Source organism: Streptomyces sp. NPDC050388 (genome assembly GCF_040655635.1).
In the GTDB taxonomy this organism is placed as follows: domain Bacteria; phylum Actinomycetota; class Actinomycetes; order Streptomycetales; family Streptomycetaceae; genus Streptomyces.
This window is the reverse complement of record NZ_JBFAKH010000001.1, coordinates 42502-68721: the sequence shown is the minus strand read 5'-3', so window position 1 is coordinate 68721 and position 26220 is coordinate 42502. Positions and strand designations below refer to the sequence as shown.

Below are 26220 nucleotides of genomic sequence, written 5' to 3'. Positions count from 1 at the left end.
TCCCCACCACATCGTCCCCGGCCCCCTTACGTCCGGCGGGCGTGCAGCAGCAGGATCGACGCGAGCGGTGGCCGGGCACAGGCCAGCCGGTCCAGCATCCGCAGCGGACGCGGCACCCCGTGGAACGGAGCGCCTTCGAGGCGTACGACGGTGAAACCGGACGTGGCGACGAACTCCCGCAGCGCGCGGGCGGTGTAGAGCCGCAGGTGCCCCACCACCTCCGAGCCCGGCCGGCCGTGGACACCGCGCAGGCTGACCTCGGAGAACACCGGCTGCACCCCGGCCAGCAGCAGCGCCCTGTTGTACCAGGCGGCCAGATTGGGGGTGGACAGCATCAGATGGCCCCCGGGGCGCAGCACCCGGTGGATCTCCTCCAGGGCCGCGTCCGGGTCGGCGAGATGCTCGAGCACCTCGCCGAACAGCACCGCGTCGGCCGATCCGGAGGCGAACGGCAGTCCTCCGTCGGTGAGTTCGCCGCGCACCGCGTACGGCAACCGGGTGCGGGCCCGGGTCAGGGCGTCCTGGGACCAGTCGACGCCGACGAGCCGGTGGCCGTGCAGGAGGGGCGCGGCGGTGGCCGCGGCGGAGCCGTCGCCGCAGCCGATGTCGAGGATCGTCTGCGCGTCCCCGGTCCCGGCCGGGCCGAGCGCCCCGGCCAGCATCCGGGCCTGGCGGAGGCTGCGGGAGGGGCCCGAGGCCACCGGGACGGCGGGGTTCTCGTAGAAGTCGCGCAGGTCGCGGGGCGGGGACGCGGCGGTCGTCACGGGGTCGCCTCCGTGGAGTGCAGGTGGTGTGCGAACAGGTCGCGCAGGTGGGCGCCGTCGCCGGGCCCGAGCAGCGCGCGGGACCAGCGCACGGACAGGTGCAGCCGGCCCGCGGTGGAGGCGGTGGTGAAGGTGAGGCCGCGGGGCATCCGGGCGGGAGCCGAGAACCACACCGCGTGCGCGCACCCGGCCTCCTCCCCGAAGTCCAGCGGGTACGGGATGCGGCCGATGTTGCTGAGCAGCGTCGTCGACGTCCAGGGCGCGGCGGCCCTGCGCACGGCCCGGGTGAGGGCGGCACGGACGGCGACCGGCGCCCAGGGCGTGGTCAACAGGGCTGCTACATAGCCCAGTTGAGGGCGAGGGAGTGCTTTGAGGGCGCGAGTGCGCAGGGCCGTGCGGTGCAGCAGGGCGGGCAGGTCGGACGTGTTCAGCTCTTCGGGGGAGAAGGGGACCTCGACCAGCCGGGTGCCGTTGCCGATGGGCATCGTGGCGTCCCTGGGACGGTCATCCACCGGCATGGTGATGCGCAACGGACGCGGACGGGCACCGCGTTCGCGGTTCCAGTGGGCGAGGGTCAGGGCGGTGGCGACCATGAGCTGGTCGTTGACGGTGTAGGGGGAGCCCTTGGGCCGGTGCGGCAAAGGGAGTTCGGTGTGGAGCAGTCCGTTGCCGCGGCGGGGGCCCGGGTGTGGGTCCGGGGTGCCGCGGGACACCCGGGCGGGTGGAGCCCACGGGGAGGGGGTGTCCGGCGCGTCCGCCCGCGGTGTCCCGGACGGCCGTACGGGCGGGGCGGCGGGCGAGTTGTCCCGGCCGCCGTAGATCTCGGCGGCGGTGGCCAGGACGCGCAGGCAGGCCGGGCCGTCGAGCGCCGTGTGGTGGAGGGTGAGGAGCAGCACGGTGCCCGTCGCGACGCCCGCGCGGCCGCCCGCCCCGGGTTCGGTGTCACCCGGGGCGCTCACCACCTCGAGACGGATCGGCGGGGACGCCGTGAGCAAAGGCGCCACGGCCATGGCCCGGCTCCGGGCGTCTTGCAGGGAGCCGGGACCCGGCGGCGGGAAGCTCACCACCTCCACATCCGGCTGCTCGGTCAGCTCCCACTCGTAGCGGCGCCGGTACCAGGGGCCGGAGACCTCACGCATGAGGACGCGCGGGTGCCGGCGCATCGCTTCCAGGAACGCCTTGCGCAGGCGGCCGGGGTCCAGTTCCCCGGGGAGGCGCACCTCGATGAGCACCGTCTCCGGTTCCTCGTCCTGGACGCAGTGCCGGGACACCTCGTCCACCACGGGGAACGGGATGCGCAAAGGAGCGGTCATCAGGTCTTGCCCCTTTCTGCCGGCCCGCTGCCTGCCGAGCCGTCCGGGCCGCCCGCGCCGTCCGTTCCCCGCGCGCGGGGAAGCCGCTGCGTGGACTTCTCCGGGCCGGGCGGCGGCGAGTGCACAGGAACGCGGGGCGGTTCCGGGGTCTGCACGGCCGTGTCGTACCGCGCCGTTTCGTGTCCCGGACCGTCGGCGGCGCCGGGCCCGTACGGGGCCGGCCCGGTGCCGTCCGTCCGGCCGGACTCCCAGCCGTCCTCCCGAACCGTGCGCCCGGAATCCGGATCGCCGAGGCTCACCAGCGCCGCGAACAGGCCGGTCAGCGCCAGCAGCTGGGCCAGGTGCCCGTAGGCGCCCGTGCCCGCGCCCGCCGGCTCCCCGGCCCCGAAGGCCGCCACGATCCCCGCTCCGGTGAGGGCGGCCAGTGCCACCGGCACCAGCAGGGCGGCCCTGCGCCGTGCGAGCAGCGCCAGCGCCGGGACCAGCAACGCCCACCAGCCCGCGATCACCACGCCGACCGGCGTCAGCGCCACCACGCCCAGCCACGGTCCGGGCGCCGGCGGCGCGGACTGCGGCGCGTCGGCGTTTGCAGCGTTCTCGGCGTTCTCGGCGGGCTCGGCCCTGCGGCGCCACAGCGCCAGCCCGACCAGCACCGCGATCCCGACGCCGCCGCCGATCAGCGCGGCGTCGTACGTCGTGGCGGGACCGTAGGACAGCTTCACGGTGCCGCCCTCGCCCGCCGGGATCCGCCACCCCTGCTGCCAGCCGTCCAGCCGCACCGGTGTCAGTTCCTCGCCGTTCAGGGTGGCCGTCCAGCCCTTGTTGTAGTTCTCGTACGTCGTGAGGTACGAGGCGGCGCCCGAACCGACCGACAGCTCGCGCCGGTCGCCCAGCCAGTCCTCGACCGTCAGCTCGCGCCCGGCCGTCGAGGCGTCCGGCACGGTGCCGCGGGTCAGGGTCAGGGCGGTGACGGTCAGCGGGCCCGCGTCACCGGCCTCGATCCGGTGCCGGCCGGCGGAAAGCTCCAACGCCGTGACCACATCGCCCTCCTGGCAGAGCGTCACCTCGACCGGGCGCCGCTCCACCAGGTCCCCCACCGTCCCCTTGACGCCGGTCTCGTGCAGCTGACCGTCGACGGCCAGTACCGGTCCCTCGCCGCACGCCAGGGTGAACTCCCGGTCGGCGGACGGCTGCGGGGTGCGGTACTCGTCGAGCGCCGGAACGTAGACCTCCGTCAGGCCCACCGGCAGGTCCAGGTCCTCGCCGACGACGGGGTTGTGCAGGGTGAGCGGTGCGGTGCGGGTGATCGTGATGTCGAGCCGGTCCGTGGTGATCGCCGGGAAGCGGACCATGCCGTTGTCGTCGACCCCCGCGATCGCCGCGCCGTCCGGGGAGCTGATGTGCACCTCGGTCGGCCTGGTGGACAGGCCTCCCGCGGCCGCCAGCACGACCTCGTCGACGGGCTGCTCGCCGTCCCAGCTCAGACGGACGACCGGCCGGTCACCCGCGATCCAGGCGGTGGTCAGGTCGCCGTCGGTGAGGTTGCGCGCGGTCAGGCCCGCGCCGAGGCGGGCGGTGGAGTCGGCGGTGGCGGTGATCCGGGCCTGCTGCTCGGGCGCCACCTCGTACAGCAGGCGGTCCAGCGCCTCGCCCGGCACGGCCACCGCGCTCGCCGCGACCTCGTAGGTGCCCGCCGTGCCCGTGGTGAACAGGCGGTGCAGCCCGTTCTCGGTGCCCGTGGGGGACAGCCCGGTCGGGTCGGCCGAGCGGTGCAGCGAGACGACCTGGGCGGCGGCGGTCGACTCCTTCGAGTCCGTGGGCAGCCGCAGCAGCCTGGTCACCCGCACGTCCGGCAGGTCGATCTCGGAGAAGCCCGCGCCGCCCAGACCGGTGTGCTGCGAGACCGAATCGACGATCGTCAGCTTCATCCAACGCGTCTCACCCGCGGGTGCCTTGACGTCCTGTTCGGTTCCGTTCGCCTGGAGGAAACTGGTCTCGGAACCCCGCTCCGTCTCCACCCGCACCCTGGTCGCCGCCGCCCGCACCCCGTCCTGCGGCAGCGGGGTGATGCCGAGGGAGTCCGGCATCTCGTAGCCGTCCTCGAAGGCGATCCGCAGCCACTGCCCGTCCGGCGAGCCGGCCGAGCCCTCCGCCCAGGCCGTGTCCGGGTTGCCGTCGAAGGCGTTCACCGGGTCGTACTGCGGCAGATGGAACAGCCAGTTGCCGTACGAGGACGCCGACACCGAACGGGCGCCGCGCAGTTCGGCCACCGTCTGGTGCTCCAGGCCCTTCGTGGGAAGGATCTGGTGCGGCCGCTCACCCGCGTCCTGCACGGCGTCGGGCGCGTTGCGCTCGCCCCGGGTGTACGTGTACGACGTGTTGGAGTTGACCAGGCCGAACCGGGTGTCCGCGTACCGCATCCCGTCGCCGGTCACCTGCACGGACGGGGTGCCGAGCCCCGGGTGGCCGTCGCCGGTCAGCACGGCCGCCCGGCCGCGCAGTTCGCCGGCCAGCGGCAGCAGGGACTCCGGGCCGCCGGAGACCACGGCGGTGTCGGCGATCGGGGCCAGCGAGGCCTGCCCCGGGCGCCGGACGTCCGTTCCGGTCGGACGGTAGATCTCCACCGCCCGCTGCCGCGGGTACAGCCCCTCGACCTGGAGCGGGGTGTCGTTCGCGATCACCCCGCCGGTCGTGACCGGACCGAGTCCGGTGACCCGCTCGTACCCGGACTGCGTGAGGGTGCGCTTGACCGTCGCGGTCGGCACCTGCCCGACCTGGTCGGGGTCGAGGTCGTTGCGGACGACGACGTAGTACAGGCCCGCCCGGCTCAAGTAGTCCGCCAGACCCGGGACTTCGGCACCGGTCAGCAGGGCCTGCTCGACCGCGTCCAGGGCCCGCCGGTTGCCCGGGGTGCCGAACGGCACGTAATCGCGCTGCGCCCAGCGGGAGCCGGCGACCACGTCCAGCGGCTGGTCGATGGTCGAGCCCCAGGTGTGGATGCCGTGCGCGGTCGCCGGCACCACGAGGGCCCGGGAGTCGGGGGAGTGCTTCTCCAGCCAGTCGGCCGTGGCCTGCCAGTACTTGGGGATCTCCTGGAACGAACCCGGGCTGAGGATGGACCCGTTGAGGTACGGCCACATCAGCCCCGGCAGGACCAGCACCGCGGCGACCAGGGGCGCGAGGCGCCGGCCGCGGACCCGGCGGACCCCGCGCGCCTCGGCGGCCACGCCCACCAGATGGGCCAGCCCCAGCACCAGGGCGAGCGCCAGGCCCGTCTGGAACTTGTAGACGTTGCGGAACGGCGACAGCCAGCCGTCCAGCCAGTCCTGCACCACCGAGTGGAACGGGGCGCCGAACGCGCCGCCGTACCCGGCGAGCAGCACCAGCACCGTCACCAGTGCCGTCAGCACCAGCCAGCGCCGCTCCGGCAGGTCCCGCCGGGCCAGCCCCGCCAGGCCCAGACCGGCCGCGAGCGCCGAGCAGACGATCACGAGCGCAGAGGAGGCTACCGTCCAGCCCGCGGGCAGCCACGCCTCACCGAAGTGCAGGTACCCCACCCAGTTCCCGGCCCCGCGCAGCGCCTCCGTCGCCGACATGGTGTCGGTCGTGGCCCGCGCGGTCTCGATGTAGGGCAGGAAGTTCTCGCCGTACACGCCGAGCAGCAGCAGCGGGATCCACCACCAGGCGGTCGCCACCGCGACCGCGGGCGCCCACCAGGCGATCAGCCGCCACCGGCGCGGCCCTGGCGGCCGGGACAGCAGGTACAGGCCCACGGGCAGCAGCGACGCCAGCGTCGAGGCCGCGTTGACCCCGCCCATGAACGGGACCAGCAGTGCCGAACGCAACGCCGCGACCCGGGGCACGTACCGCTCGTCCGTCAGCGGCAGCAGCACCCACGGCAGCAGCGCGCCCGGCAGGGCGGCGGCCGACGTCGAGCCGATCACCGTGGTGAACAGCGGCCACAGCGCGTACGCCGTCGCCGCGAGCAGCCGGGACGCCCCGTTGCCCACGCGCAGCCGTTCCGCCAGGCGCAGCGCGCCCCAGAAGGCGACCGACACGATCAGCGACAGCCACAACCGCTCCGCCAGCCACACCGGGAGCCGCACGAGGTCGGCCAGCCAGTAGAACGGCAGCATCGGCCACAGGTAGCCGACGTACTGGTTGTGGACCCCGCCGAACGACCCCTGGTCCTGCCAGAGTTGGCCCAGGTCGGCCAGGAACCTGCCCGGGTCGACGGTGACACCCAGCTTGGTGTCGAAGGTCTGCCGCCCCGGCTGCACCGCCAGGAGGAGGGCGAACACCACCGCCCAGAAGCCCAGCAGCCAGCGCCGCGACCGCGGGCCCGGGGGCGGGCCCGCGGCGGTCGCGGTACGGGGGACGGCTGCCGGAGGGGGAGCCTGGACCGTGGTCGTCATTCGGGACACCGCCGGAGGATGAGGAGGAGGTTCCACGTAGCGAACTCACGCAGACCGGGCACCTTGACCACGGCCTCGGTGAGGAACGGCCAGTAACGGGAGCGCGCCGAGACGATGCGTACGTCGGCGCGGGCCCGTACCTGCCGCAGGGTGGTGCCGATGTGCACCGGGAAGAGGTTCTCGCCGAGCGTGTGCTTGGCGGGCCTGCCGGTACGGCGCCGGTAGCGGGCGCGGGCCCGCTCGGCGCCGAGGTAGTGCCACGGGGCCCACTCGTGCCCGCCCCACGGCGACAGCCAGTTGGTGAACGACACGTAGATGAGCCCGCCCGGTCCGGTCACCCGGACCAGCTCGCTGAGGAAGGTCTGCGGATCGGCCACGTGCTCCAGGACGTTGGACGAGAACGTCACGTCCGCGGCTCCGTCGCACAGCGGCAGCAGGTAGCCGTCCGCGAGGACGGTCCCCTCGGGCGGCTTCTCGGCCAGCTCCCGCGCATCCGGCTCGAACAGGAAGGCGTCCGCGCCGCGGCGGCGGAACTCCTCGGTGAAGTGCCCGCTGCCGCCGCCGACGTCCAGCACGACGCGGCCCGCGACCGGACCGCCGTACGCCTCGACCTGGTCGGCGGCGTCCCGGGCGAGCAGCGCGTAGCAGGCGTCGGGGTCCTCCTGCTCCCGCATGAAGGCGCGGAACAAGGCGAGGGAACGGCGCGGGGAAGGGTCCTTCGGCACGCCGCCCCCGCCCCTGCCCCCGCCCCTGCCACCCCTGTCCCTGCTCCTGCCGCTCATGTCCCCGCCGCTCATGTCTCTGCCGCCCGGCCCCGTTTCGGTCATGCCCCTGTCAATCATGTGTCCGCCGCTCATGGCCGATGACTTCGCACCGCCTCCGCCGCCACCGCGCCGAACTGCCGCACCGTGCGGCCCCAGCGGAAACGGGCGGCGTGGTTCCTGGCCGCCGAGCCCATCAGTTCCCGGCGGGCACCGGACAGGGCGAGCGTGCACCAGGCCGCCGCGAACGAGGACTCGCCGCGGGCCAGCACGCCGGTCTCGCCGTCCACCACGGAATCCCTGAGACCGGGCACGTCGAAGGCGACGGTCGGGGTCCCGCGCGTGGCCGCCTCCGTGACGACCAGCCCCCAGCCCTCCACCGCGGAGGGGTGCAGTAACAGCCAGGCCGCGCACAGCAGACGGTGCTTCTCCTCCTCGGAGACGTGTCCGGTGAACTCGACACCGGGGCCGGCGAGGCGTTCGAGGCGTTCCCGCTCGGGGCCGTCGCCGACGATCACCAGTCGGCCGCCGGTGACCGGCCGCACCCGTTCCCACAGCCGGAGCAGCAGATCGATCCGCTTGTACTCGACGAGCCGGCCCACCGCCACGAAGAGCGGCTCCGGGGAGCGTTTGGTGCGCGGACCGGGCTCCTCCACACCGTTGTGCACGACCCTGATCCGCTCGCGGGGCACGCCGATCCCGTGCAGCGCGTCCGCGGTCGACGGGGAGACGGCGACCAGCAGCCCGTGCCGCCGGGCACCGGTCAGCGCCCAGTGCTCGAGCCTGCGCCCGATCCGCGCGGCCGGAGCCAGCGGACCGCCGAAACGCATGCGCCACAGGTCGGAGTGCACATGGTTGACCAGGCACAGTGTCGGCCCGCGATGCCACATCGGTGCCAGGTACGGCATGCCGTTGCAGACCTCGACCAGCAGATCGCAGTCGCCGACCCGGCGGGCGAAGGCGGAACGGGCCCGCAGGAAGTGACTGTAGGCGCCGCCCGCCGACACCACGCGGTAGTCGCGGACGGGGGTCGCCGGACCCCCGCACAGCAGGGTGACCTGGTGGCCCGTGCGGCTCAGGCCGTGGGCGAGCCGGTCGACCAGCAGCTCGGAGCCGCCTGCGGAGGGGTTGTCCAGGTCGCGGTGGGCGAGGAAGACGATCCGGCGGGGGCCGGGGGACACCGCCGGAAGTGCCTGCGGCACGCCGGGGAGCGTGGTGCGGTGGGGGTTCCCCCGCTTGAGAGAAGCCGGGAGCGGGGGAGAGGACGGTACGTGCTGGGGCATCGGTGCTCCAACTCGTCTCGGGGTCATGCGTGGGGTACGCGGGGCACGTGCGGGTCGGACCGGGGTGCGAGGCGCGGGCGGTGCTGCCGAGCGCAGGAGTGTCGGGGTTACGGGGAGTGTCGGAGGTACGGGGAGTTCACGAAGCGCAGGGGGTGCGGAACGTGGTGGCGCGGAACGGGGAGGAACGCGGGTGGGCGGGTGGGAGGAATGCGGGTGGGCGGGTGGGAGGAATGCGGGCGGGCGGGTGGGAGAAATGCAGACGGGCGGGTGGGAGGAATGCAGACGGGCGGGTGGGGATGGACAGTTTTCGCCCAGGCGTCCCCCAGGGCTACTCACCGGGGTGACAATTTCGGGTCCTGTCGACTCGGGAGTCGCTCCAGTCCGTGAGTGTTCACCGAGCGGTACCGGGCAAACCGGGATGCTCCTCTTCCTTCCGGCCACGTGCCACCAGAATCCCGCCGACCACCGCGAGCACGGATCCCGCCACGGCCGCGCCGGCCGGAAGGGTCTCTCCCACCATGCGCAGCTGTCCGCTGTCGCGCTCCGCCTGCCGCACGGCCTCCTTCTGCGTCGCGGTCGTGAACGCGAGCTTCTCCGCGTCCAGCAGGACCGCCGCGTCCTCGTCCCCACCCGGTGCCCGCAGCGTGCGCCTCGGGCCGGTCTGCGCGTAGATCACCCGGCCGGTGGCCTGGTCCACGACCAGCTCGAGGCCGTGGTTGGAGTACCACTCCTCGGCCAGCACCTGCGGGCGGTCCGGCTGGTCCACGAGGGTGCCCGGCACCAGCCGGGTACCGGTCTTCGTCGCCGGCACCGAGGCGGTGAACCGGTAACCCGTGTACCCCTGGACCTTCTCGGTGCCCCGGTAGCGCATCACGACCGTGTCGCCGAGGGTGTTGTCCCACCACTGGTAGGAGCGCTTCTGCACGTCGAAGGGGAACTTGAGGTACGCCTCGCCCTCGATGCGGGGCCTCTCCTCGCAGCAGTGGACCGGCTTCGTGGTCCTGCGGTCCAGCACCCAGCGGTGCGGGGAGAAGTCCAGCGCGTCGTGCGGATCGGCGGCCGGCAGCGACGCGTCGGTGTCCACCGTGGTGATCACGTCCCACACGGCGTTCCCGCTGTCCACGCTCGCCTCGACGTTCCCGCGCACCCGCTGGGTGACGGTGATCGCCTGACCCGGCACGGTCTCGACCCGGTCGAGGTCGAACACACTGCCCGAGCCGGTGTAGACGGCGGTGGTGTCGATGTCGACCGGGTTCACCGCGGCACGTGGCTGCACGTACCAGGCCAACAGGGGGGCCAGCGCCAGCAGAAAGGTTCCGAAACCGAGCACGACCAGGGAAAGGGGGGAGGCTGTACGGCGCATCCGGGCACTCCAGAGGCTTGGGACGGATCGGCGCTGACAGGCCGGATCCGTAGAGGAAAACGCGCGTGCGAGAGGGGCGGAGCCATCCGGCACCCCCTGCGGGCCGGGACCGAACTCCCTCTGGGCCGGGAACCGTAAACGCCCCTTGACGGAGTGTCAATGCGCACTCGACACTGGGGAACGACGGACAAGGGTGGCGGAACGCGCTTTCGGGGGGTGGGGAGATCCTCCGACCAGAGAGGCTGACCCTGAGATGTCCAGACTGCTCGCCGCCGCGCTGACGGTCGTGCTCGCCTCGGCCCTCGCCGTGGGCGCGGCCCTGGGCGTGGTCGCGCTGCTCGATGCCACCCCCGACCAGCCGAACACGCCGTTGATCACCTATGAGCACGCCGGTCAGGGGAGCTGACGGGTGAGGGCGGCCACCACCGTCCCGGCCCGCTCCGCCTGGCGCGACGTCCCGCGCTCCCAGGTGCACCGGTTCGCCGAGATCGCCATGGCCGAGGCGCCGGCACTCGCCGAAGAGATCATGAGCGAGATCCGGCGCGAGTACCCCGAACTCCCCGTCGTGCCCGACGACTCCGGCGAGCCGATGGCTCTCATCGGCATCCGCCGCGCCATCGAGGTGTTCGTGCAGCACCTGGAGCGCGCCGACTACTCGGCGGGCCGCCCCACGGCACCGCCCGGCCTGTTCCACGACTTCGGGCGAGGCGAGGGCCTGCACGGACGGTCGCTGGACTCGCTCCAGGCGATCTACCGGCTCGGTGTCCGCATGGCCTGGCGGCGGCTCGCCGAGATCGGCCAGAGCATCGACATCCCGCCGCCCGCGATGTACGAACTCGCCGACGCGGGCTACGCGTATCTGGACGGACTGGTCGACCAGTCCGTCCGCGGCTACGCCGAGGCCGCCGCCCGGCAGGCGGGTGAACGGCTGCGGCTGCAGCGCCGGCTGATGGAACTCCTGCTCACCGAGCACCACCGGGGCGATCCGGCCGAAGCGCTCGCCGAGCGGGCCGCCCGCGTCGGCTGGCCGCTGCCCGGGAAGGTCGCGGTGGGCGTCCTCAGGCGCCCCGCCCGGGAGGCGGTGGCGCCCGCCGTGGGACCGGAGGTGCTGCTCGACATGGAGTACGAGCAGCCCCGCATGGTCGTCCCCGAACCGGACGCCGCCGGCCGCCCCGAACTGCTGCACCGCGCGCTCACCGGCTGGTCCGGCGCGATCGGACCGCCGGTGCCGCCGGCCGACGCGGCGAAGTCGCTGTGCTGGGCCGAGGCCGCCCTGCTCCTGATGGGGCGCGGGCTGCTGCCGGCCGACGAGGTGCTGCACTGCACCCGGCACACCCAGGCGCTGGTGCTGCTCCAGCCCGAGGAACTCATCGACGACCTCGCGCTCAAGTGCCTCGCCCCGCTGGCCCACTGCACCCCCGCGAACGGGCGGCGGCTCGCGGAGACGCTGCTGGCGTGGCTGGAGACCCGGGGCGGCGCGCCCGAGGTGGCGGCGCGGCTCGGCGTGCACCCGCAGACCGTCCGCTACCGGTTGCGGCAGATCCGCGAACTGTGGGGCGACGAGATCGACGACCCGGACCGCCGCTTCGAACTGGAACTGGTCCTCCGCGCCCAGCGGCTCCGCGGCGAACTGGGCGAGCCCCGCCGGCGCTGACCCCGGACCGGGCGGTGCCCGCGGACCCGGTGCCGACCGGTGATCCGAGGTGAGGGGGCGTCACCGCCGGGACCGGCCGCCGGCCCGAGCCGGAGCCGACGCTCTGCGCGGGCGTTCCGGGACCGGGAACATCGCGACGCTCCCCGGGACAGGGGCGCGGCGATGTCCCGGGTGGGACCCCGGCAGGGCGCCGGACCACCGCGGGCCATTGCCCGGGGTGGCCCGGATGGCTAGCCTGTGTTCGTCATTCCGGTCGCCTGTTGAAATCTCGAACAGGCCGAGACAGACAGGGAGGAGGCCGGTCGTGGGACGCCTCGTACCAGCCGTGACCCGGGCTCTCGACATCCTCGAGCTCTTCCTCGACGGGGACGGGACGCTCTCCGCCCCCGACATCGTGCGCAGGCTCCAACTGCCGCGCACCACCGTGCACGAACTGGTGACCACGCTCGCCGCGCGGAAGTACATCGTCCCGGTGACCGGCCGGCCCGGCCGCTACCGGCTCGGCGTACGGCCGTACCAGCTCGGCGCCCGCTACGCCGAGCACCTCGACCTCGCCGCCGAGGGCCAGCAGGTGGCCCGGTCCGTCGCCGAGACCTGCGACGAGACGGTGCACGTGGCGATCCTGGAGGACACCGACGTCATCTACATCGCCAAGGTGGACTCCACCCACGCGGTGCGGATGGTGTCGGCGGCCGGCCGCCGACTGCCCGCCCATTGCACCTCCGTCGGCAAGATGCTGCTGGCCTCCCTCCCCGAGCGGGAGCTCGCCGCGCGCCTGCCCGCCGACGCCGAGCTGGCCGCGATGACCCCCAACAGCATCACCGACCCGGCCGCCCTGCGCGAGGCCCTCGCGCAGATCCGCGCCCGGGGCGTCGCCGTGGAGAGCCGCGAGTCCAACCCGGACGTCAGCTGCGTGGCCGCACCGGTCCGCGACCGCACCGGGCAGGTGGTCGCCGCGCTGTCCATCTCCGTGCCGATGATCCGCTGGAGCGAGGAACGCCTCACCGAACTGGAGCAACTCGCCGTCAAGGGCGCCGACGACCTGTCCGAGCGGCTCGGCCACCGGGGGACGCCATGACCGACGGCACCTCCTACGAGGTCGCGGTCCGCGCGGAGTCCGTCCTCGGCGAGGGCCCCACCTGGGACCCGGCGACCGGCCGGCTGCTGTGGATCGACATCCTGAACTCCCGGATCCACACCTACGATCCGGCCACCGGTCGGCGCACCCTGCGCCGGACCGAACAGCACGTGGGCGCCGTCAAGCCCCGCGCGGGCGGCGGCCTGGTCCTCAACCTGCGCGACGGGGTTGGCCTGCTCGACCCCGACGACACCTTCCGCTGGCTGCACCGCGAGCCCGTCCCCGGCCGCCGCGGCAACGACGCCGCCGTCGCCCCCGACGGCACGCTGTGGGCCGGCACCATGCGCTACGACGAGGCCACCGGCGGCGGCACCCTCTCCCGGGTCACCGGCGACGGCACGGCCGAGGTCGTCCTCGACGACGTGACGGTGAGCAACGGCACCGGCTGGAGCCCCGACGGCCGCCTGATGTACTACGTCGACAGCCCCACCCGCCGTATCGACGTCCTCGACGTCGACCCCGCCTCCGGCTCGGTCACCGGCCGCCGCCCGCTGGCCGCGATCGAGGACGGCGCGGGCTTCCCCGACGGCCTCACCGTGGACGCCGAGGGCTGTGTGTGGGTGGCGCTGTGGGACGGCGCCGCGGTCCGCCGCTACACCCCGTCCGGCGCCCTGGACCGGGTGGTGGAACTCCCGGTCCCCCGCATCACGGCCTGTGCCTTCGGCGGCCCCGGCCTGAGCGACCTGTACGTCACCACGGCCCGCGTGGGCCTGACCTCCCCGCCCCCGCTCTCCGGCTCCCTCCTGGTGATCCCGGACGCGGGCGAGGGGCTCGCCCCACCCGCGTTCGCGGGCTGACGACGCACCCCGACCGCGGTTGCGTCCTGCGGGTGCCGTCGCGCCGGCCGTGCTGTCGTGCCCCGTCGGCCCGTCACCGGGTGGAAGCGGGTCGCCCGGACGCGCCACGCCGGCCGCCGGCCGCCGTCCTCAGTTCCTCCGCGGTCAGCGGCGGCGAGGTCAGGGGCCTCCTGCCCGGGCCGCGCAGAGCTCCCACCACGATGTCCGGGTGCACCCATGAGGTGGGGGATCCGGACAACGTGATGACGTCGAGGAAGGCCTGGGTGACCTGCGCGCGGCCCGTCGCGGCGTGGACCAGCCGGTTGACGTAGCGGTTCATGAGCGCGGTCCCGGACCGCGACTGTCGGCCCACCGCACCGGGATAGAGGATGTCCTGGGAAGTGGCCAGTTCCCAGGCGAGGTTCGCGGGGCGGGCGATGGCGCGCTGGACGTCGCGTGCGAGTCCGCGGGTACGGAGCCCGCTTCGGCCCACCGCGGCGCCGAGCTCGACGAGACCCTGCGCAGCCACCGTCATCCCCTGGCCGTAGAGCGGGTTGTACGTGGCCACCGAGTCGCCGACCACGACGAACCCCTCCGGCCATGCGGGCGCCTGCTCGAAATAGCGGCGCCGGTTGACCGTGCTGCGGGAGACGGTGACCTCTTCCGTGAGCGGTGTGGTCAACGAGATCAGCTCGCCCACGACGGGGTGCCGGACCGAGCGGGCGAAGGACTCGAACAGGTCGGGCTCGCGGGACGGCTCACCTCCCCTCGTGCCCGAGAGGGTCACCAGCCAGCGCCCCCGCTCGACGGGGACGATCGTCGCCGTCCGGCCCGGCACCGGCTCGCCGGGATCGGACTGGACGTTGACGATGGGGAAGTCGTCGCTGCCCGCGGGCGCCCGGTAGAAGCGACTGGCGTACACCAGCCCGGAATCGACTTCGGCTTCCCTGATGCCGCCTATGCCCAGGGTCCGCAGCCACTCCGTGGCGCGTGACCCGCGGCCGCTGGCGTCCACGACGAGATCGGCGTCGACGGTCAGGTCCCGCCCTTCCGGCGTCCGTACCCGCGCGCCGGTCACGCGGGTGGCCGTGCCCTCCAGGGCCCGCATTTCGTGCCCCTGCAGCAGCTTCACCGTCGGCATCCTCAGGACCTGCTCACGCACCACCCAGTCCAGCAGGTCGCGGGTGCACGCGATCATGTACTGCATCTCGGGCCAGCGTCTGAGCCAACCCTGGGCGGTCATCGACACCAGGCCGGTCGGCAGCGGGATGCGCCGGGCCCCGGCTGCCAGCCAGCGGTCCGTGATGCCGGGCATGATCCGCTCGAACGCCCGGGCGCCGCCGGACCACAGCACGTGCACGTGGCGTGCCTGGGGAAGCGACTTGCGCGGCTCGGGCCCCGCGGGCAGGACGTCGCGCTCGACGATGGTGACCTCGTCCGCGGCGTCGGCCAGGGCGGCGGCCGCGAGCATGCCGGCCATTCCGCCGCCGATGACCACGGCACGGCGGGGTGCGACACTGCGGGCGGTCTGGACAGGGGGTGTCATGGCGAACTGCTCTCTGGAGGGGCTGCGAGGTGGCGCACAGCGGCGACTACGGGGGACTCCACGGCACGCGACAAGTGCACGAGCCGCTCACGTTCTGAGCTGAGGACCGAGGTCAGCGCGAAAGCTCCGGCAGCGCTGGTGCCTTCGGGCCCCCGCAGTGGACCTCTGGATCGCGCGTCCACCGCGGCGACCACCATGGCGGCCGCGCCCACGACATCCGCGTCCTTCTTCGGCAGGTGGCTCTCGATCGCTCTGTCGTAGGCGCGTTGCCGGACGAGGTCGTCGAAGTACGGCTGGAGATCGAGCAGTTCGTCGTGGATGGCGGTCTCCCGCACGGCCAGGCGCATGTCGGGATCGGACCACCACGGGACGCGCGGAAGCACGCGCCGTTTCCCCGGCGTACGCAGGAGCCTCCACAGCGCACCCAGGCGCGCGTAGTTGATCCAGCACCGGACAAGGCCACTGATCTGCGGGCCCAGCAGTGGCAGCAGGAACCCGAAGGTCACGATCAGACCGCCCGCCGCGACGATCGGCGGTGCCACCGTCGTGCTGAGGGCGTCCCAGTCACGGCCGCTCCACCGGCCGACGACCGCGGAGAGCTTGGCGATGCCGAAAACCAGGTTGAGCACGAACCCGATGACGAGGACGACCAGGCCCACGCGCAGCCACCGCTGCACCTGCCGCGCCCAGCTCAGGCACAGCGCCGTCGTGACGGCGGCGGAGGTGATGTGGGCGACGAGGTAGGTGACGATCATCTCGCGGACGAAGGGCGTGGTCGCGTAGTAGGTGTCCAGGTCGCGGAGCCGCTCGACGGGAGCGTCCCCCAGCGCGAAGAACACGGGCAGGGCGATGATGACCGCCGTGTAGCCGGCGATCCACCTCCGTGAGTGGCGCCGGATCGTCTCCGGCGGCCCGCCGCGCCAGTTGACGATCAGGACCAGGCAGGCGCAGCTGAAGGCGCACATGACGGAGTAGACCAGTGGGCCCGAGAAGTTCGGGATGCCCGTGAGGTCGTTGACCGTGCTGATGGTGGGCGGGGCGGCGAAGAAGAAGCAACTGCCCGCGGTGAAGATCAGGAAGTGGACGGAACGTACCAGCGGATCACGCCATCCCCGCCGCAGGGCGGGGAGTTTGACGACGAAAGCGACACCGAGGGCGATGGCGGGAAGGTAGTAGTCGGAGTTCCGCACGCATCAGTCCCGGCGGTGTCCGAGCGATGCCTGGATGCGCCGCGCCAGCTCGCTGCGCGGTGTCGCCGTTTCCGCGCCCTCCAGCCAACCGCGCAGGCGACCCGCGAGGGCCAGGCCGAACAACTCGGCGTCGGATTCCTCGTTCCGGTCGAAGTCGGTCCGGGCCGCCACCTGGAGAGCGGCTGTCAGGTCGGCGTCATCCGCCAGCAGGCGCGCGGCGACCGCGGGACCGGGCTCGTGCCGACCGACGTGACCGGCGGCCATGTGCCAGGCCTCGTGCCCGAAGATGACCACCTGGTGCCAGGGACTGGTGTTCTCCTGCACGCAGATCAAGTCCCGGTCCGTCATGTCCAGGTACAGTCCGCTGGCCGTGCCCGGCGGGAACGTCACCAAGCGGTACTCCACCGGTCTGCCGCGACGCCTCGTGAGCCGAGCGCACAGGGTGTCGAACAACTCCACGGGGGTCGACGGCCTGGCCAGATCCTCGAGAGCCTCCACCAGATCGTCGCGGAGCTTCCGCATGGCGCCCTTGGTGCTCACTTCTCTCCCCGGGTGGCTGGTGACGTCGGACTGGTCGGCAGCGGGACGATGCGCGCTGCGACGCAGCCGGCGGCGTACTTCACCCTCTCGCCGCCGCCGGCACCGGTGCTCCACACGCGTCAACCCCTGTGCCGCGTGAATCGCTGAATTGTACGAGCCCCCCTCACCTTAGGGGCGTACAGCGCTCTTTGGCCGGGTGATGCAGGAAGCTGCTGCTCTTCCGGCTCGAGTTCTCGTCCGCACCATTGACGTGTCCCCGCTCGACCCATACGGTCCGTTCGAATTCACGGTCGACATTCGACATGTCGAACGATCCGTGTGAGGTGCGGCCCGTACGGACGTGACTCCTCCGACCACGACATCCCGACAGACGGGGCAGGGCATGGGACGACCTGGCCTGAATCGCAGGCAACTCACCGGCCGCGACGGGCGGCCTGACGGTCGCGGGCAGCTTCGGCTTCCTCCAGCGCCAGATCGTGGCGGGTGTCGCGCACACCGGCCTCGCCGGCCGGTGACGTCCTCCGCCGCACCCGCACCCGCACCCGTACCGGCACCCGTGCCCGCACCGGCCGTGCGGGCACCGGCGAACCCCCGAAAGGAAGAGATGCGTACCGCCCGCTTCACCCTCGACCCCGCCTTCACCGTCGGCCCGGTCGACCCCCGCCTCTTCGGCTCCTTCGTCGAACACCTCGGCCGCTGCGTCTACACCGGCATCCACGAACCCGGCCATCCCACCGCCGACGCCGACGGCCTGCGCACCGACGTCCTGGACCTGGTCCGCGAACTCGGCGTCACCGCGATCCGCTACCCCGGCGGCAACTTCGTCTCCGGCTACAGGTGGGAGGACTCCGTCGGCCCCGCCGAGGACCGCCCGCGCCGCCTCGACCTCGCCTGGCACTCCACCGAGACCAACCGCTTCGGCCTGTCCGAGTACATCTCCTTCCTGCGGAAGATCGGCCCGCAGGCCGAGCCCGTGATGGCCGTCAACCTCGGCACCCGGGGCGTCACCGAGGCACTCGAACTCCAGGAGTACGCCAACCACCCCGCCGGCACCGCCCTGTCCGACCTGCGCGCCGCGCACGGCGACAAGGACCCCTTCGGCATCCGGCTGTGGTGCCTGGGCAACGAGATGGACGGCCCCTGGCAGACCGGCCACAAGACCGCCGAGGAGTACGGCCGCCTCGCCGCCGAGACCGCCCGCGCCATGCGTCAGCAGGACCCCGGCGTCGAACTGGTCGCCTGCGGCTCCTCGAGCCGGTCCATGCCCACCTTCGCCGCCTGGGAGGCGACGGTCCTCACCGAGACCTACGACCTGGTCGACCACGTCTCCCTGCACGCCTACTACGAGCCGCACGACGGCGACCTCGACTCCTTCCTCGCCTCCGCCGTCGACATGGAGTCCTTCATCGAGGACACCGTCGCCACCTGCGACCACGTCGGCGCGAAGCTCAAGTCCACGAAGAAGATCAACCTCTCCTTCGACGAGTGGAACGTCTGGTACATGTCCCGCTGGCAGGAACAGGCGACGAGCTTCGCGCAGGACGACTGGCCCGAGGCGCCGCGCCTGCTGGAGGACGGCTACAGCGTCACCGACGCCGTCGTCCTCGGCTCGCTCCTCATCGCCCTGCTCCGGCACGCCGACCGGGTCAAGATCGCCTGCCTCGCCCAGCTCGTCAACGTCATCGCGCCGATCATGACCGAACCGGGCGGCCCCGCCTGGCGCCAGACGACGTTCCACCCGTTCGCGCAGGCCTCCCGGTACGGCAGGGGCGAGGTCCTCGACGTCCGGGTGGACTCACCGACGTACGAGACGGCCCGGTACGGCACCACCGACCTGCTGCACGCCACCGCCGTACGCGCCGACGACGGCACGGTCACCGTGTTCGCCGTCAACCGGAGCCGCACCGGGGCGCTGCCGCTGGAGATCGCCCTCGGCCGCCTCGGCCCCACCGCGGTCGTGGAACACACCGTCCTCGCGGACGCCGACCCCGACGCCCGCAACACCCTCGACGAACCCGAGCGGGTCGTCCCGCACCCGGCCGAGGGCACGGCCCTGGCGGACGGGCGGCTCACCGCCGTACTGGAGCCGCTGTCCTGGAACGTGATCCGACTGGCCTGAGCCCGACAGCGTGACGGAGCAGCGTGACGAAGGGAGCCGCCGGGGCGGTGGAGTCACCGCCCCGGGGACTCCACCGCCTCCACCGGCACCCCGCCGCGCGCCGCGCCCAGCAGCGTCAGCCGCACCCCGCCCGGACCGGCGGGTGTGGTCCCGTCGGACAGCACCGCCAGGGCCAGTGTGTTGGAACCACGTGTGCGGAGAATCCCGTTCGGCAGCACAAAGGTGTGCTGCGGGCCCACATCGTTGACGTACTGGCCCATGTTCCAGCCATTCAGGAAGATCTGGACGCGGTAGGCGCGCTCCGGCTCGTCCTCGAGGACGAGCCCGATCGATCCGTCCACGTCCGGATCGACGTCCAGCCGGAAGTCCGTCCGGTACCAGGCCACCCCCTGCCGCCGGTCCTCGCGCGGAAGGTCCACGGTCTCCCAGTCCCGGTCGTCGTGGCCCGGCAGGTGCCAGCCCTCGCGCTCCCCGTACAGCCCGCCGTTGTTCAGTGCCCCCCGCACCCGGTCCGGCGCCCCCGCCCCCTGGATCCGCCAATCGACCTTCCGGGAGGCGCCCTTGAAGCCGACGGAGGCCAGGCCGCGCACGGCCCCGAAGGCGCCGCCCGCCTCCCCGCCTCCGTCCCCGTCCCTTTCTTCCCCGGCACGCTGCATCGGCCGTACCAGTACGGACAGCACCCGCCCGCCCCGCTCGCGCAGCCGCTCGGGCACGGCGAAGGCGGCCGTGGCGGTCCAGGTGCCCCGGCCCACCGTGTCCTCGTCCGGCACCGGCATGCGGTGCGTGCCCAGCGGCCGCCCGTCCAGCCAGGCCATCAGCAGCCCCTGCGTCCCCGTGCGGTACGACAGGGACACCGCCCTGATGCCGCGCGCGTCCTCGAAGCGTCCCCGGTACCAGACGTCGCCGTAGTGGAAGCCGTAGTCGTCCGCGAACAGCACGGGCTGTCCCTCGGGGACGGGAGCGCCGCCGCGGGAGGCGGTGCGGTCGGCCACCGTCCACCGCGCGTCGTCGAAGTCCGGCTCGGCCTCCGGGTTCTCCGTCCGCCGCCGCCAGCCGTCGAGCGCGGGCAGGGACGGCGCGGGCGTGCCCGGCATCAACCCCTCCATCACCAGGCTCCCGGCACGGCTGACCGTGGTGCGCACCGGCTGCCCGTTCCAGGTCACGGCGGTGACCCCGCGCGGCGCCCACACCTCCAGGCCGGTCTCGCCGGCGACGTCGCCGGTGAGGTGGACGGTGGCGCCCCGCAGCGTGGCCGAGCGCAGCAGCGCCGGACCGTAGACCAGCAGCGAGCCGGACGGGGTCTCGTAGGGCCACAGCCGCAGCGCGGTCGCGTCGTCGGCGAACAGCAGCAGCATGGGCGTCTTCGAGTCGCCGTTCTCGACCAGCACCCGGCTCAACCCGCCCACCCCCAGCGGCGTCACCACGTTCAGCCGGCCCTGGGCGTAGGACCAGGCGGGCTCGTTGTCCAGCCGGTTGGTGAGCGGCTGGACGTCGCAGTCGAGGGAGACCTGCGCCGTCTCACCGGCCCGGCCCACGAACGCGGCGATGTCCTGCCGCCCGACGGCCAGCCGGAACATCGGCTGCGCGGTGGAGAACGCCAGCTTCCGCCGCCCCAGCTCCAGCCCGGTGACGAGCAGTTTGGCGTCCCGCGCCCCGACCGCCACGGGCACCTCGATCCCGGTGCCCGGCAGCGCGGAGGTGACCTGCTCGGCGGAGTCGTTGCGCAGGACGTACACCTGGGCGCCGGTGTCGGGGTTGGCCAGGTGGCGGACCTCCAGCCGGTCGTCCTTCGCCCGCACCTCGTCGGCCGGCTCCAGCCGGGCGAGGTCCGGCACGGTCCGCAGCAGGTGCCCGAGCTGCTGCAGTGGGGCCAGCTTGGGGGTGGGACGGCGGGCCTGGTCGATCGGGGCCCCGTAGTCGTACGAGGTGTACACGTCCGGCGAGGACAGCCATCCCCAGGACGTCCCGCCGACCGCCATGCGCACGGTGTGCGCGGTGATCCCGTCGGCGAGGCCGGCGAGGAGGCTGCTCCGCTCGTACGCCGGGTCCCACTTCTCGCGCACCCCGGTGTACCCCCTGCCGCCGGAGGAGACCCCGCCCCAGGGGTCGGCCGCGCCGACGGCCACCCCGGCGGCGAACCCGGGCGCCCGCGGCCCGCCCGCGCGGCCGTCGTCGTGGAACAGCGGTACGTCGATCCCGTCGGCGCGCACCTTCCTGTGGAGGCGGGACATGCGGGCGTCGCCGTCCGCTCCGTCGTACCGGTCCTCGAACTGGTACAGCAGCACCGTGCCACCGCCGCCGGTGAGCAGATGCCGGACGGCGATGGCGTCGACCGCGCCCAGCCATTCGTCCACGTGCCGCAGATACGCCGGGTCCGCGGTCCGGGCGGCCACCCCTTCGGTGGCCGTCAGCCAGCCGGGGAGGCCGCCGCCGTCCAGATCGGCGGACCCGAGGTACGGCCCCGGGCGCAGGACGACGTACAGCCGTTCCTCGGCGGCCGTGGTGAGGAACAGATCCAGGTCCCGCACACCGGTGAAGTCGTGCCTGCCGGGCGCGGGGGAGTGGAGGTTCCAGGGGACGGGGACACTGACCGCGTTGTGCCCGTGGGCGCGCAGCTTCTGCAGCACGTCCCGCCACAGGGACGGGCTCGGCAGCCGGAAGGGGTGCATCTCGCCCGACCACAGCACCAGCCGCCGGCCGTCGACCAGCAGCGAGTACCGGTCGAAGCCGACCTCGTGCCGCTTGCCGTCCGCGCGCGGCGGAGCGGGCGGCGGGCCCGTCGGCACGGCCTGCGCCGGGTGCGTGCCGGTCGCCGCCTTGCTGCCGGCCAGCGCGAGGCCGAGCGCCGCCGTTCCGGCCAGCGCGGTGAAGGTACGCCTGCTGAGCTCCAAGGGAGCCGCCTCCTGGTGTGCTGCTTGTGCTCCTGGTGGGACATTGTCTACGGATCGGCCCGCCGGTGTTCACGCGAGGTTCCCGGTACGTCCGTTTCGCTTGGTACGGGTGAGGCCAGTGGGGCTCGGGCGGGCCGTTCCCTTCCCGTTCCCCCTGTGAACGCCCCACCGGTCCGTACGGGGTGAATGGCCGGAGTCCATGACGACGGACTCCACCGACGGGGCGTCAGCACCACCCACCACATGGCCTGGAAGGAGCGCCCGGCCTCCTGACCTGCCAGGTCCGTACGGACACCGGGGGAGGCCGGCTCGCCGTCCAGGTGATCTCAGGGGGCGTGGTCCGGCTCCTCCGGTAACGGGCGTGCGTAGTGGGTCGCCCGAGATGCCAGGCTGCTGTTGCGGTACTAGGCTCGATGGCGGAATGCCGCACGAACGGCACGCACGGCACGCCCGGCCGACCGGTTCCCGGCAAAGCGGACCTAGGCCACAGCGACCGCCCGCGACGGGCGATCTGGAGGCGTCGGCGGTCGAGCCCGTGCTTGAGACGACATGCGGCGACATCAGAAGACCCTGCCGCAATCTCGACTTGCGGCTGCGGCCGTCCGTTCCCGCCCTTCCTTCCGGAGACGCGGGAGACGATGGAGCGAAAGGTATTCTCATGCGAGCACAACGCGCGAAGCGTCTGGCCGCGGTGTCCGCCGCCGGGCTGGTGGTGGCCGGTGGCGTCGCGATGGGCACAGCAGGTACTGCTTCGGCGTCAGCCCCGTCCTACAGCCACAGCCAGAGCGGGTACGACTACGGCCGTGGCGGCGATCATGGCCGTGGCGACTTCGGTCGTGGCGACTTCGGTCGTGGCGACTTCGGTCGTGGTTACTTCAACGACCACTACGGTCGTGGTGACTTCTACGACCACTACGGTCGTGGTTACTTCAACGACCACTTCGGTGACCACTTCGGTCGTGGTTACTTCAACGACCACTTCGGTGACCACTTCGGTCGTGGTTACTTCAACGACCACTTCGGTGACCACTTCGGTCGCGGTTACTTCAACGACCACTTCGGTGACCACTTCGGTCGCGGCTACTACCGCTAGGGAGACACGAACCGACACGACACCGGCAACGGCTCGGTGTGCGGCCCCCCGAAGTGGGCCGCACATCGAGTTTCTTTCGGTACGACGGGTGGTGCACCGGCCCACCACGGGCGTGAAGGGCGCTGGGGCGGTCCGCATCGAGAACCGGCCTGCCCCCCACCGCGAGGAGAATCCGTATGCGCCGCAGCGGACCCGGCTGGGCGACGTCTGTCGGCAGTGGCGGCTGGGCCCGGCCTGACCGACGGGGCCCGCTCAGCCCACCTGGCCCATGCCCGCCGCCTCCGGCCAGTTCTGCGCCTGCGCTCCGGACCAGCCGGCCGCGGGGGCCTGGGAGAGGCCGTCGGTGCCTCTGACCTGGGCCGCCGTGAGGCCGCCGCGGGCGGGGACGCCGGGCGGGGTGGGTCCGGTGGGCATCGGCCGCTGGGCCGGTACCGGAGCCGGGGCAGGTGCCTGCGGGGGCGGGAAGGACGCCGCGGCGGGTAGGGGAGCCGGAGCCGGTACCTGAGCCGGTGCCGCCAGGGGGTGCGGCATCTGCCGCGGGACGGGCTGCTGCGGCATCTGCTGCGGCACAGCGGGCTGCTGCACGGGTTGCGGCAGCTGCTGCGGCACCGGTGGGGGCATCTGCTGCACTCCCGGTGAGGCTGCCGCCGGCATCGGCATCCCACCGTCCGTGCCCACCGCGGCGGGGGACGGGGCGGCGGGGAGCGGCATGCCGATGCCGGCGGCCGGAGCGGCGGGGAGGCCCGGGGCGTGCGCACCGGCGCCGATGGCCTGGGCGGCGAGGCCCTGGGTGCCGGCGCCGTTGGTTTCGCTGACCAGGCGGTCCACTGCCGCCGTGCCCGAGCTGTAGCCGGTCCCTGTGGCCTGCTCGGGCACGGCGGCTCCCCTCCTGGAGGTCCCGTAGAGCACCTGTTCCAGGCCGGACACCAGGCGACGTACGTCCACCTGGGGACGTACCACGAGACGCAGGAAGCGGCTGGACGAGCCGATCTTGTTGCCGCACTCGCGGACCAGGAGCCGGTGCTCGGTGAGCATGCGGTCCCGGACCACGGTGCCTTCGGCGCCCACGGGGAGGCGCACGAAGAGGAAGTTGCCCTGGGACGGGTAGACCGTCAGACCGGGCAGTGAGGAGAGCTGGCCGGACATGTCCATCCGGTCGCGGCGCACCTGGTGGAGGCTCTGCTGGTACTCGGCGCCGTGCTCCTTCAGCATGAACACCACGTGCTCGGCGAAGGAGTTGAGGTTCCACTTCGGCAGCATCGAGCGGATGCGGCCCGCGAGCGAGGGGTTGGCGACGAGGTAGCCGAAGCGGATGCCGTGCAGGCCGAAGTTCTTGCCGAGGCTGCGCAGGACGATGACGTTGGGGCGCAGCATCGCCTCCTGCACCACCGACGGTTCCACCTCGGCGTCGGCGAACTCCAGGAACGACTCGTCGATCACCACCAGGTCCAGGTCGGCCATCGCGTCCATGAACTGCACGATCGCGTGCTTGTGCAGGAAGCCGCCGTCGGGGTTGTTGGGGTTGCAGATCACCGCGACCTTCGTGCCCCGGGCCCGGATGAACTCGGCGTACTGGGCGAGGTCGAGGGCGAAGCCGCCGGACTCCTGGAGCGGGAACATGTCGACCCGCTTGCCGGTCTCCATGGGCTGGTCGGTCCAGCGGCCGAAGGTGGGGACGGGGACGGCGAGGGACTCGCGGACCAGCAGGTGGTCGATCCAGGTGATGAGTTCGGTGGATCCGTTGCCCATGGCCACGCACTGCGGCGGGAGTTGGAGCAGGCTGCACAGCTCGGCCGTGATGGTGTCGGCGCTGCTCGGGTAGTACGTGATGATGTCGCGCAACCGGACCGCCATCTCCTCGAACATGGCGGGAGTGGGGAAGTACGGGTTGCACGGGATGCAGAAGTCCACCGGCCCGGCCCCGTCGCTCTCGCGCGCCAGCGCAGCCATCGACGGGCTGTGCGCCGCGTTGCTGCGGAACAGCGAGGTGACGTCGGCCATGGAACCTCCGGGGACGGCGGGCCCGCCGGGGACGTTGTGGGCCCGTCATGCGTGGGTGGCCCGCGCGGGGGAGCACGGGCCACCGGTACATACGGAAGGAGGTGCGGCGCTGTTCAACCGGTGTGAAAAAACTGTGACGGAATGAACCCGGGGCGCGTGAAGTGCGTTACGTCGTGCGTTCAGGCGCCGAACGAGTGGATCGTCGTCGTCCGGTACGTCTCGCCCGGCCGCAGGACGGTCGACGGGAACGACGGCCGGTTCGGCGAGTCGGGGAAGTGCTGGGTCTCCAGGCACAGTCCGTCCCCCTGCCGGTACACCCGCCCGCCGGTGCCGACGAGGGTGCCGTCGAGGAAGTTGCCGGAGTAGAACTGCAGCCCCGGCTCGGTGGTGGTGATCCGCAGGGTGCGGCCGGACGACGGGTCGCGGAGCGTGGCGGCGTGCCCGGGGCGGACGGTGACGCCCTTGTCGAGCACCCAGTTGTGGTCGAAACCCTGCCCGTACAGCATCTGCCGGTGGGCGACGCGGAGGTCTTGGCCGACCGCCTTGGTGCGGCGGAAGTCGAACGGGGTGCCGCCGACCCGGGCCAGTTCGCCCGTGGGGATCAGCCCCGCGTCGACCGGTGTGTAACGGGTGGCGGCGATGGACAGTTCGTGGTCCTGGATCGAGCCGCTGCCCTCGCCGGCGAGGTTCCAGTAGACGTGGCTGGTGAGGTTGACGACGGTGGCCCTGTCGGTGGTGGCCGCGTAGTCGACGCGCCAGTCGCCGTGCCGGGTGAGGGTGTACGTCACCTTCACCCGCAGCGTGCCCGGGTACCCCATCTCGCCGTCGACGGCGACGTAGTACAGGCGCAGCCCGACGTCGGACCCCTCGGCGAACGGCTCGACGTCCCAGACCCGCTTGTCGAAGCCCTGCGCGCCGCCGTGCAGGCTGTTGACGCCGTCGTTGACGGAGAGCTGGTGCTCCTTGCCGTCGAGGGTGAAGCGGCCCTTGCCGATCCGGTTGCCGTAGCGGCCGATCAGGGCGCCGAAGTACGGGCTGGAGGCGACGTACTCCTCAAGGGTGCGGAAGCCGAGGGAGACGTTCGCGCGGCGGCCCCGGCGGTCGGGGATCTCCAACGACCGGACGATGCCGCCGTAGGACAGGACCGTCATCCGGGTCCCGCCGTTCTCCAGCGACCAGCTGTGGACCTTGCTGCCGTCCGCGAGGGTGCCGAAGAGCGCCCGCACCGGCTTTCCCCGGCCACCGCCCCTGCCCCCCGAGGCGTGCGCCGTGCCGCCACCGACCGCGGTGGCGGCGGCCGCGACCGCGGCACCCGCCATGACCGTGCGTCTGTTCAGTTCCATCGTGCAGCTCCCTCGTGGAGAGGGCCCCGC

General features: G+C 72.9%; 19 protein-coding genes. 6 read left to right on the top strand and 13 right to left on the bottom strand.

The genetic code is table 11. The features are described from left to right. Nucleotides 1–26: 26 nt before the first annotated feature. The 6 genes from AB0I73_RS00295 to AB0I73_RS00270 all read right to left on the bottom strand — a co-directional run bounded on the left by AB0I73_RS00295 (nucleotide 27) and on the right by AB0I73_RS00270 (nucleotide 9899). On the bottom strand, nucleotides 27–764 hold the full coding sequence (locus AB0I73_RS00295) for a methyltransferase domain-containing protein (protein WP_363032207.1): 738 nt from the start codon (nucleotides 762–764) through the stop codon (nucleotides 27–29). Next, complete coding sequence (locus AB0I73_RS00290; protein WP_363032205.1) at nucleotides 761–2077, bottom strand: condensation protein; 1317 nt, start codon at nucleotides 2075–2077, stop codon at nucleotides 761–763. The genes AB0I73_RS00295 and AB0I73_RS00290 overlap by 4 nt, the downstream gene beginning before the upstream one ends. Further along, nucleotides 2077–6492 (bottom strand): alpha-(1->3)-arabinofuranosyltransferase family protein, encoded by a 4416-nt coding sequence (locus AB0I73_RS00285; protein WP_363032575.1) that lies wholly within the window; start codon nucleotides 6490–6492, stop codon nucleotides 2077–2079. The genes AB0I73_RS00290 and AB0I73_RS00285 overlap by 1 nt, the downstream gene beginning before the upstream one ends. Beyond that, entirely contained in the window at nucleotides 6489–7166 is a 678-nt protein-coding gene (locus AB0I73_RS00280; RefSeq protein WP_363032573.1) for a class I SAM-dependent methyltransferase, read from the bottom strand. Before AB0I73_RS00280 ends, AB0I73_RS00285 begins: the two co-directional genes overlap by 4 nt. 179 nt (nucleotides 7167–7345) lie before the next feature. After that, nucleotides 7346–8536, bottom strand: a complete 1191-nt coding sequence (locus AB0I73_RS00275; protein ID WP_363032203.1) for a glycosyltransferase family 4 protein — start codon at nucleotides 8534–8536, stop codon at nucleotides 7346–7348. A gap of 391 nt (nucleotides 8537–8927) precedes the next feature. Continuing rightward, nucleotides 8928–9899, bottom strand: coding sequence for a DUF3068 domain-containing protein (locus tag AB0I73_RS00270; protein ID WP_363032201.1), 972 nt, complete (start codon nucleotides 9897–9899; stop codon nucleotides 8928–8930). Nucleotides 9900–10152: 253 nt separating this feature from the next. Between AB0I73_RS00270 and AB0I73_RS00265 the strand changes: the two genes are divergently transcribed. The 4 genes from AB0I73_RS00265 (at nucleotide 10153) to AB0I73_RS00250 (ending at nucleotide 13488) form a co-directional block, all read left to right on the top strand. Beyond that, a complete protein-coding gene (locus tag AB0I73_RS00265; RefSeq protein WP_181383736.1) occupies nucleotides 10153–10305 on the top strand; it encodes a hypothetical protein in 153 nt (50 codons plus the stop codon). Nucleotides 10306–10308: 3 nt separating this feature from the next. Further along, nucleotides 10309–11553 (top strand): helix-turn-helix domain-containing protein, encoded by a 1245-nt coding sequence (locus AB0I73_RS00260; RefSeq protein ID WP_363032199.1) that lies wholly within the window; start codon nucleotides 10309–10311, stop codon nucleotides 11551–11553. A gap of 304 nt (nucleotides 11554–11857) precedes the next feature. Then, on the top strand, nucleotides 11858–12631 hold the full coding sequence (locus AB0I73_RS00255; RefSeq protein WP_109381424.1) for an IclR family transcriptional regulator: 774 nt from the start codon (nucleotides 11858–11860) through the stop codon (nucleotides 12629–12631). Further along, nucleotides 12628–13488, top strand: a complete 861-nt coding sequence (locus tag AB0I73_RS00250; protein WP_363032197.1) for an SMP-30/gluconolactonase/LRE family protein — start codon at nucleotides 12628–12630, stop codon at nucleotides 13486–13488. Before AB0I73_RS00255 ends, AB0I73_RS00250 begins: the two co-directional genes overlap by 4 nt. A 73-nt stretch (nucleotides 13489–13561) precedes the next feature. On the opposite strand, the gene AB0I73_RS00245 is transcribed toward AB0I73_RS00250, so the two are convergent. The 4 genes from AB0I73_RS00245 to AB0I73_RS00230 form a co-directional block, all read right to left on the bottom strand. Beyond that, entirely contained in the window at nucleotides 13562–15013 is a 1452-nt protein-coding gene (locus tag AB0I73_RS00245; protein ID WP_363032195.1) for an FAD-dependent monooxygenase, read from the bottom strand. Further along, nucleotides 15010–16203, bottom strand: coding sequence for an MAB_1171c family putative transporter (locus AB0I73_RS00240; RefSeq protein ID WP_363032193.1), 1194 nt, complete (start codon nucleotides 16201–16203; stop codon nucleotides 15010–15012). The genes AB0I73_RS00245 and AB0I73_RS00240 overlap by 4 nt, the downstream gene beginning before the upstream one ends. Nucleotides 16204–16206: 3 nt before the next feature. Then, nucleotides 16207–16725 carry a toxin-antitoxin system, toxin component gene (locus AB0I73_RS00235; protein WP_363032571.1) on the bottom strand — a complete coding sequence of 173 codons (519 nt, stop codon included), beginning with the start codon at nucleotides 16723–16725 and terminating at the stop codon, nucleotides 16207–16209. Nucleotides 16726–17156: 431 nt separating this feature from the next. Next, complete coding sequence (locus AB0I73_RS00230; RefSeq protein WP_363032191.1) at nucleotides 17157–17324, bottom strand: hypothetical protein; 168 nt, start codon at nucleotides 17322–17324, stop codon at nucleotides 17157–17159. Nucleotides 17325–17347: 23 nt separating this feature from the next. Here AB0I73_RS00230 and AB0I73_RS00225 point away from each other — a divergent pair, with 23 nt between their 5' ends. After that, nucleotides 17348–18862, top strand: a complete 1515-nt coding sequence (locus tag AB0I73_RS00225; protein ID WP_363032189.1) for an alpha-N-arabinofuranosidase — start codon at nucleotides 17348–17350, stop codon at nucleotides 18860–18862. Between the two features lie 53 nt (nucleotides 18863–18915). Here the strand turns inward: AB0I73_RS00225 and AB0I73_RS00220 are convergent, their stop codons facing one another. Beyond that, the gene (locus AB0I73_RS00220; protein WP_363032187.1) at nucleotides 18916–21753 is read right to left on the bottom strand and encodes a beta-galactosidase; all 2838 of its coding nucleotides are present in this window, start codon (nucleotides 21751–21753) and stop codon (nucleotides 18916–18918) included. Nucleotides 21754–22411: 658 nt separating this feature from the next. Here AB0I73_RS00220 and AB0I73_RS00215 point away from each other — a divergent pair. Beyond that, on the top strand, nucleotides 22412–22846 hold the full coding sequence (locus tag AB0I73_RS00215; RefSeq protein WP_363032185.1) for a hypothetical protein: 435 nt from the start codon (nucleotides 22412–22414) through the stop codon (nucleotides 22844–22846). Between the two features lie 252 nt (nucleotides 22847–23098). Here AB0I73_RS00215 and AB0I73_RS00210 read toward each other — a convergent pair whose 3' ends face one another. Both AB0I73_RS00210 and AB0I73_RS00205 read right to left on the bottom strand, forming a co-directional pair. Beyond that, entirely contained in the window at nucleotides 23099–24847 is a 1749-nt protein-coding gene (locus tag AB0I73_RS00210; RefSeq protein WP_363032183.1) for a histidinol-phosphate transaminase, read from the bottom strand. A 179-nt stretch (nucleotides 24848–25026) separates the two neighbouring features. After that, nucleotides 25027–26190, bottom strand: coding sequence for an aldose epimerase family protein (locus AB0I73_RS00205; protein ID WP_363032181.1), 1164 nt, complete (start codon nucleotides 26188–26190; stop codon nucleotides 25027–25029). Nucleotides 26191–26220: the final 30 nt, after the last annotated feature.

Excerpts from the sequence above, each read along its gene's own strand:
- AB0I73_RS00275 (WP_363032203.1), bottom strand. The coding sequence starts at position 8,536 with ATGCCCCAGCACGTACCGTCCTCTCCCCCGCTCCCGGCTTCTCTCAAG.
- AB0I73_RS00235 (WP_363032571.1), bottom strand. The coding sequence starts at position 16,725 with ATGCGGAAGCTCCGCGACGATCTGGTGGAGGCTCTCGAGGATCTGGCC.
- AB0I73_RS00285 (WP_363032575.1), bottom strand. The coding sequence starts at position 6,492 with ATGACGACCACGGTCCAGGCTCCCCCTCCGGCAGCCGTCCCCCGTACC.
- AB0I73_RS00210 (WP_363032183.1), bottom strand. The coding sequence starts at position 24,847 with ATGGCCGACGTCACCTCGCTGTTCCGCAGCAACGCGGCGCACAGCCCG.
- AB0I73_RS00205 (WP_363032181.1), bottom strand. The coding sequence starts at position 26,190 with ATGGAACTGAACAGACGCACGGTCATGGCGGGTGCCGCGGTCGCGGCC.
- AB0I73_RS00265 (WP_181383736.1), top strand. The coding sequence starts at position 10,153 with ATGTCCAGACTGCTCGCCGCCGCGCTGACGGTCGTGCTCGCCTCGGCC.
- AB0I73_RS00250 (WP_363032197.1), top strand. The coding sequence starts at position 12,628 with ATGACCGACGGCACCTCCTACGAGGTCGCGGTCCGCGCGGAGTCCGTC.
- AB0I73_RS00245 (WP_363032195.1), bottom strand. The coding sequence starts at position 15,013 with ATGACACCCCCTGTCCAGACCGCCCGCAGTGTCGCACCCCGCCGTGCC.
- AB0I73_RS00290 (WP_363032205.1), bottom strand. The coding sequence starts at position 2,077 with ATGACCGCTCCTTTGCGCATCCCGTTCCCCGTGGTGGACGAGGTGTCC.
- AB0I73_RS00215 (WP_363032185.1), top strand. The coding sequence starts at position 22,412 with ATGCGAGCACAACGCGCGAAGCGTCTGGCCGCGGTGTCCGCCGCCGGG.
- AB0I73_RS00225 (WP_363032189.1), top strand. The coding sequence starts at position 17,348 with ATGCGTACCGCCCGCTTCACCCTCGACCCCGCCTTCACCGTCGGCCCG.
- AB0I73_RS00280 (WP_363032573.1), bottom strand. The coding sequence starts at position 7,166 with ATGCGGGAGCAGGAGGACCCCGACGCCTGCTACGCGCTGCTCGCCCGG.
- AB0I73_RS00270 (WP_363032201.1), bottom strand. The coding sequence starts at position 9,899 with ATGCGCCGTACAGCCTCCCCCCTTTCCCTGGTCGTGCTCGGTTTCGGA.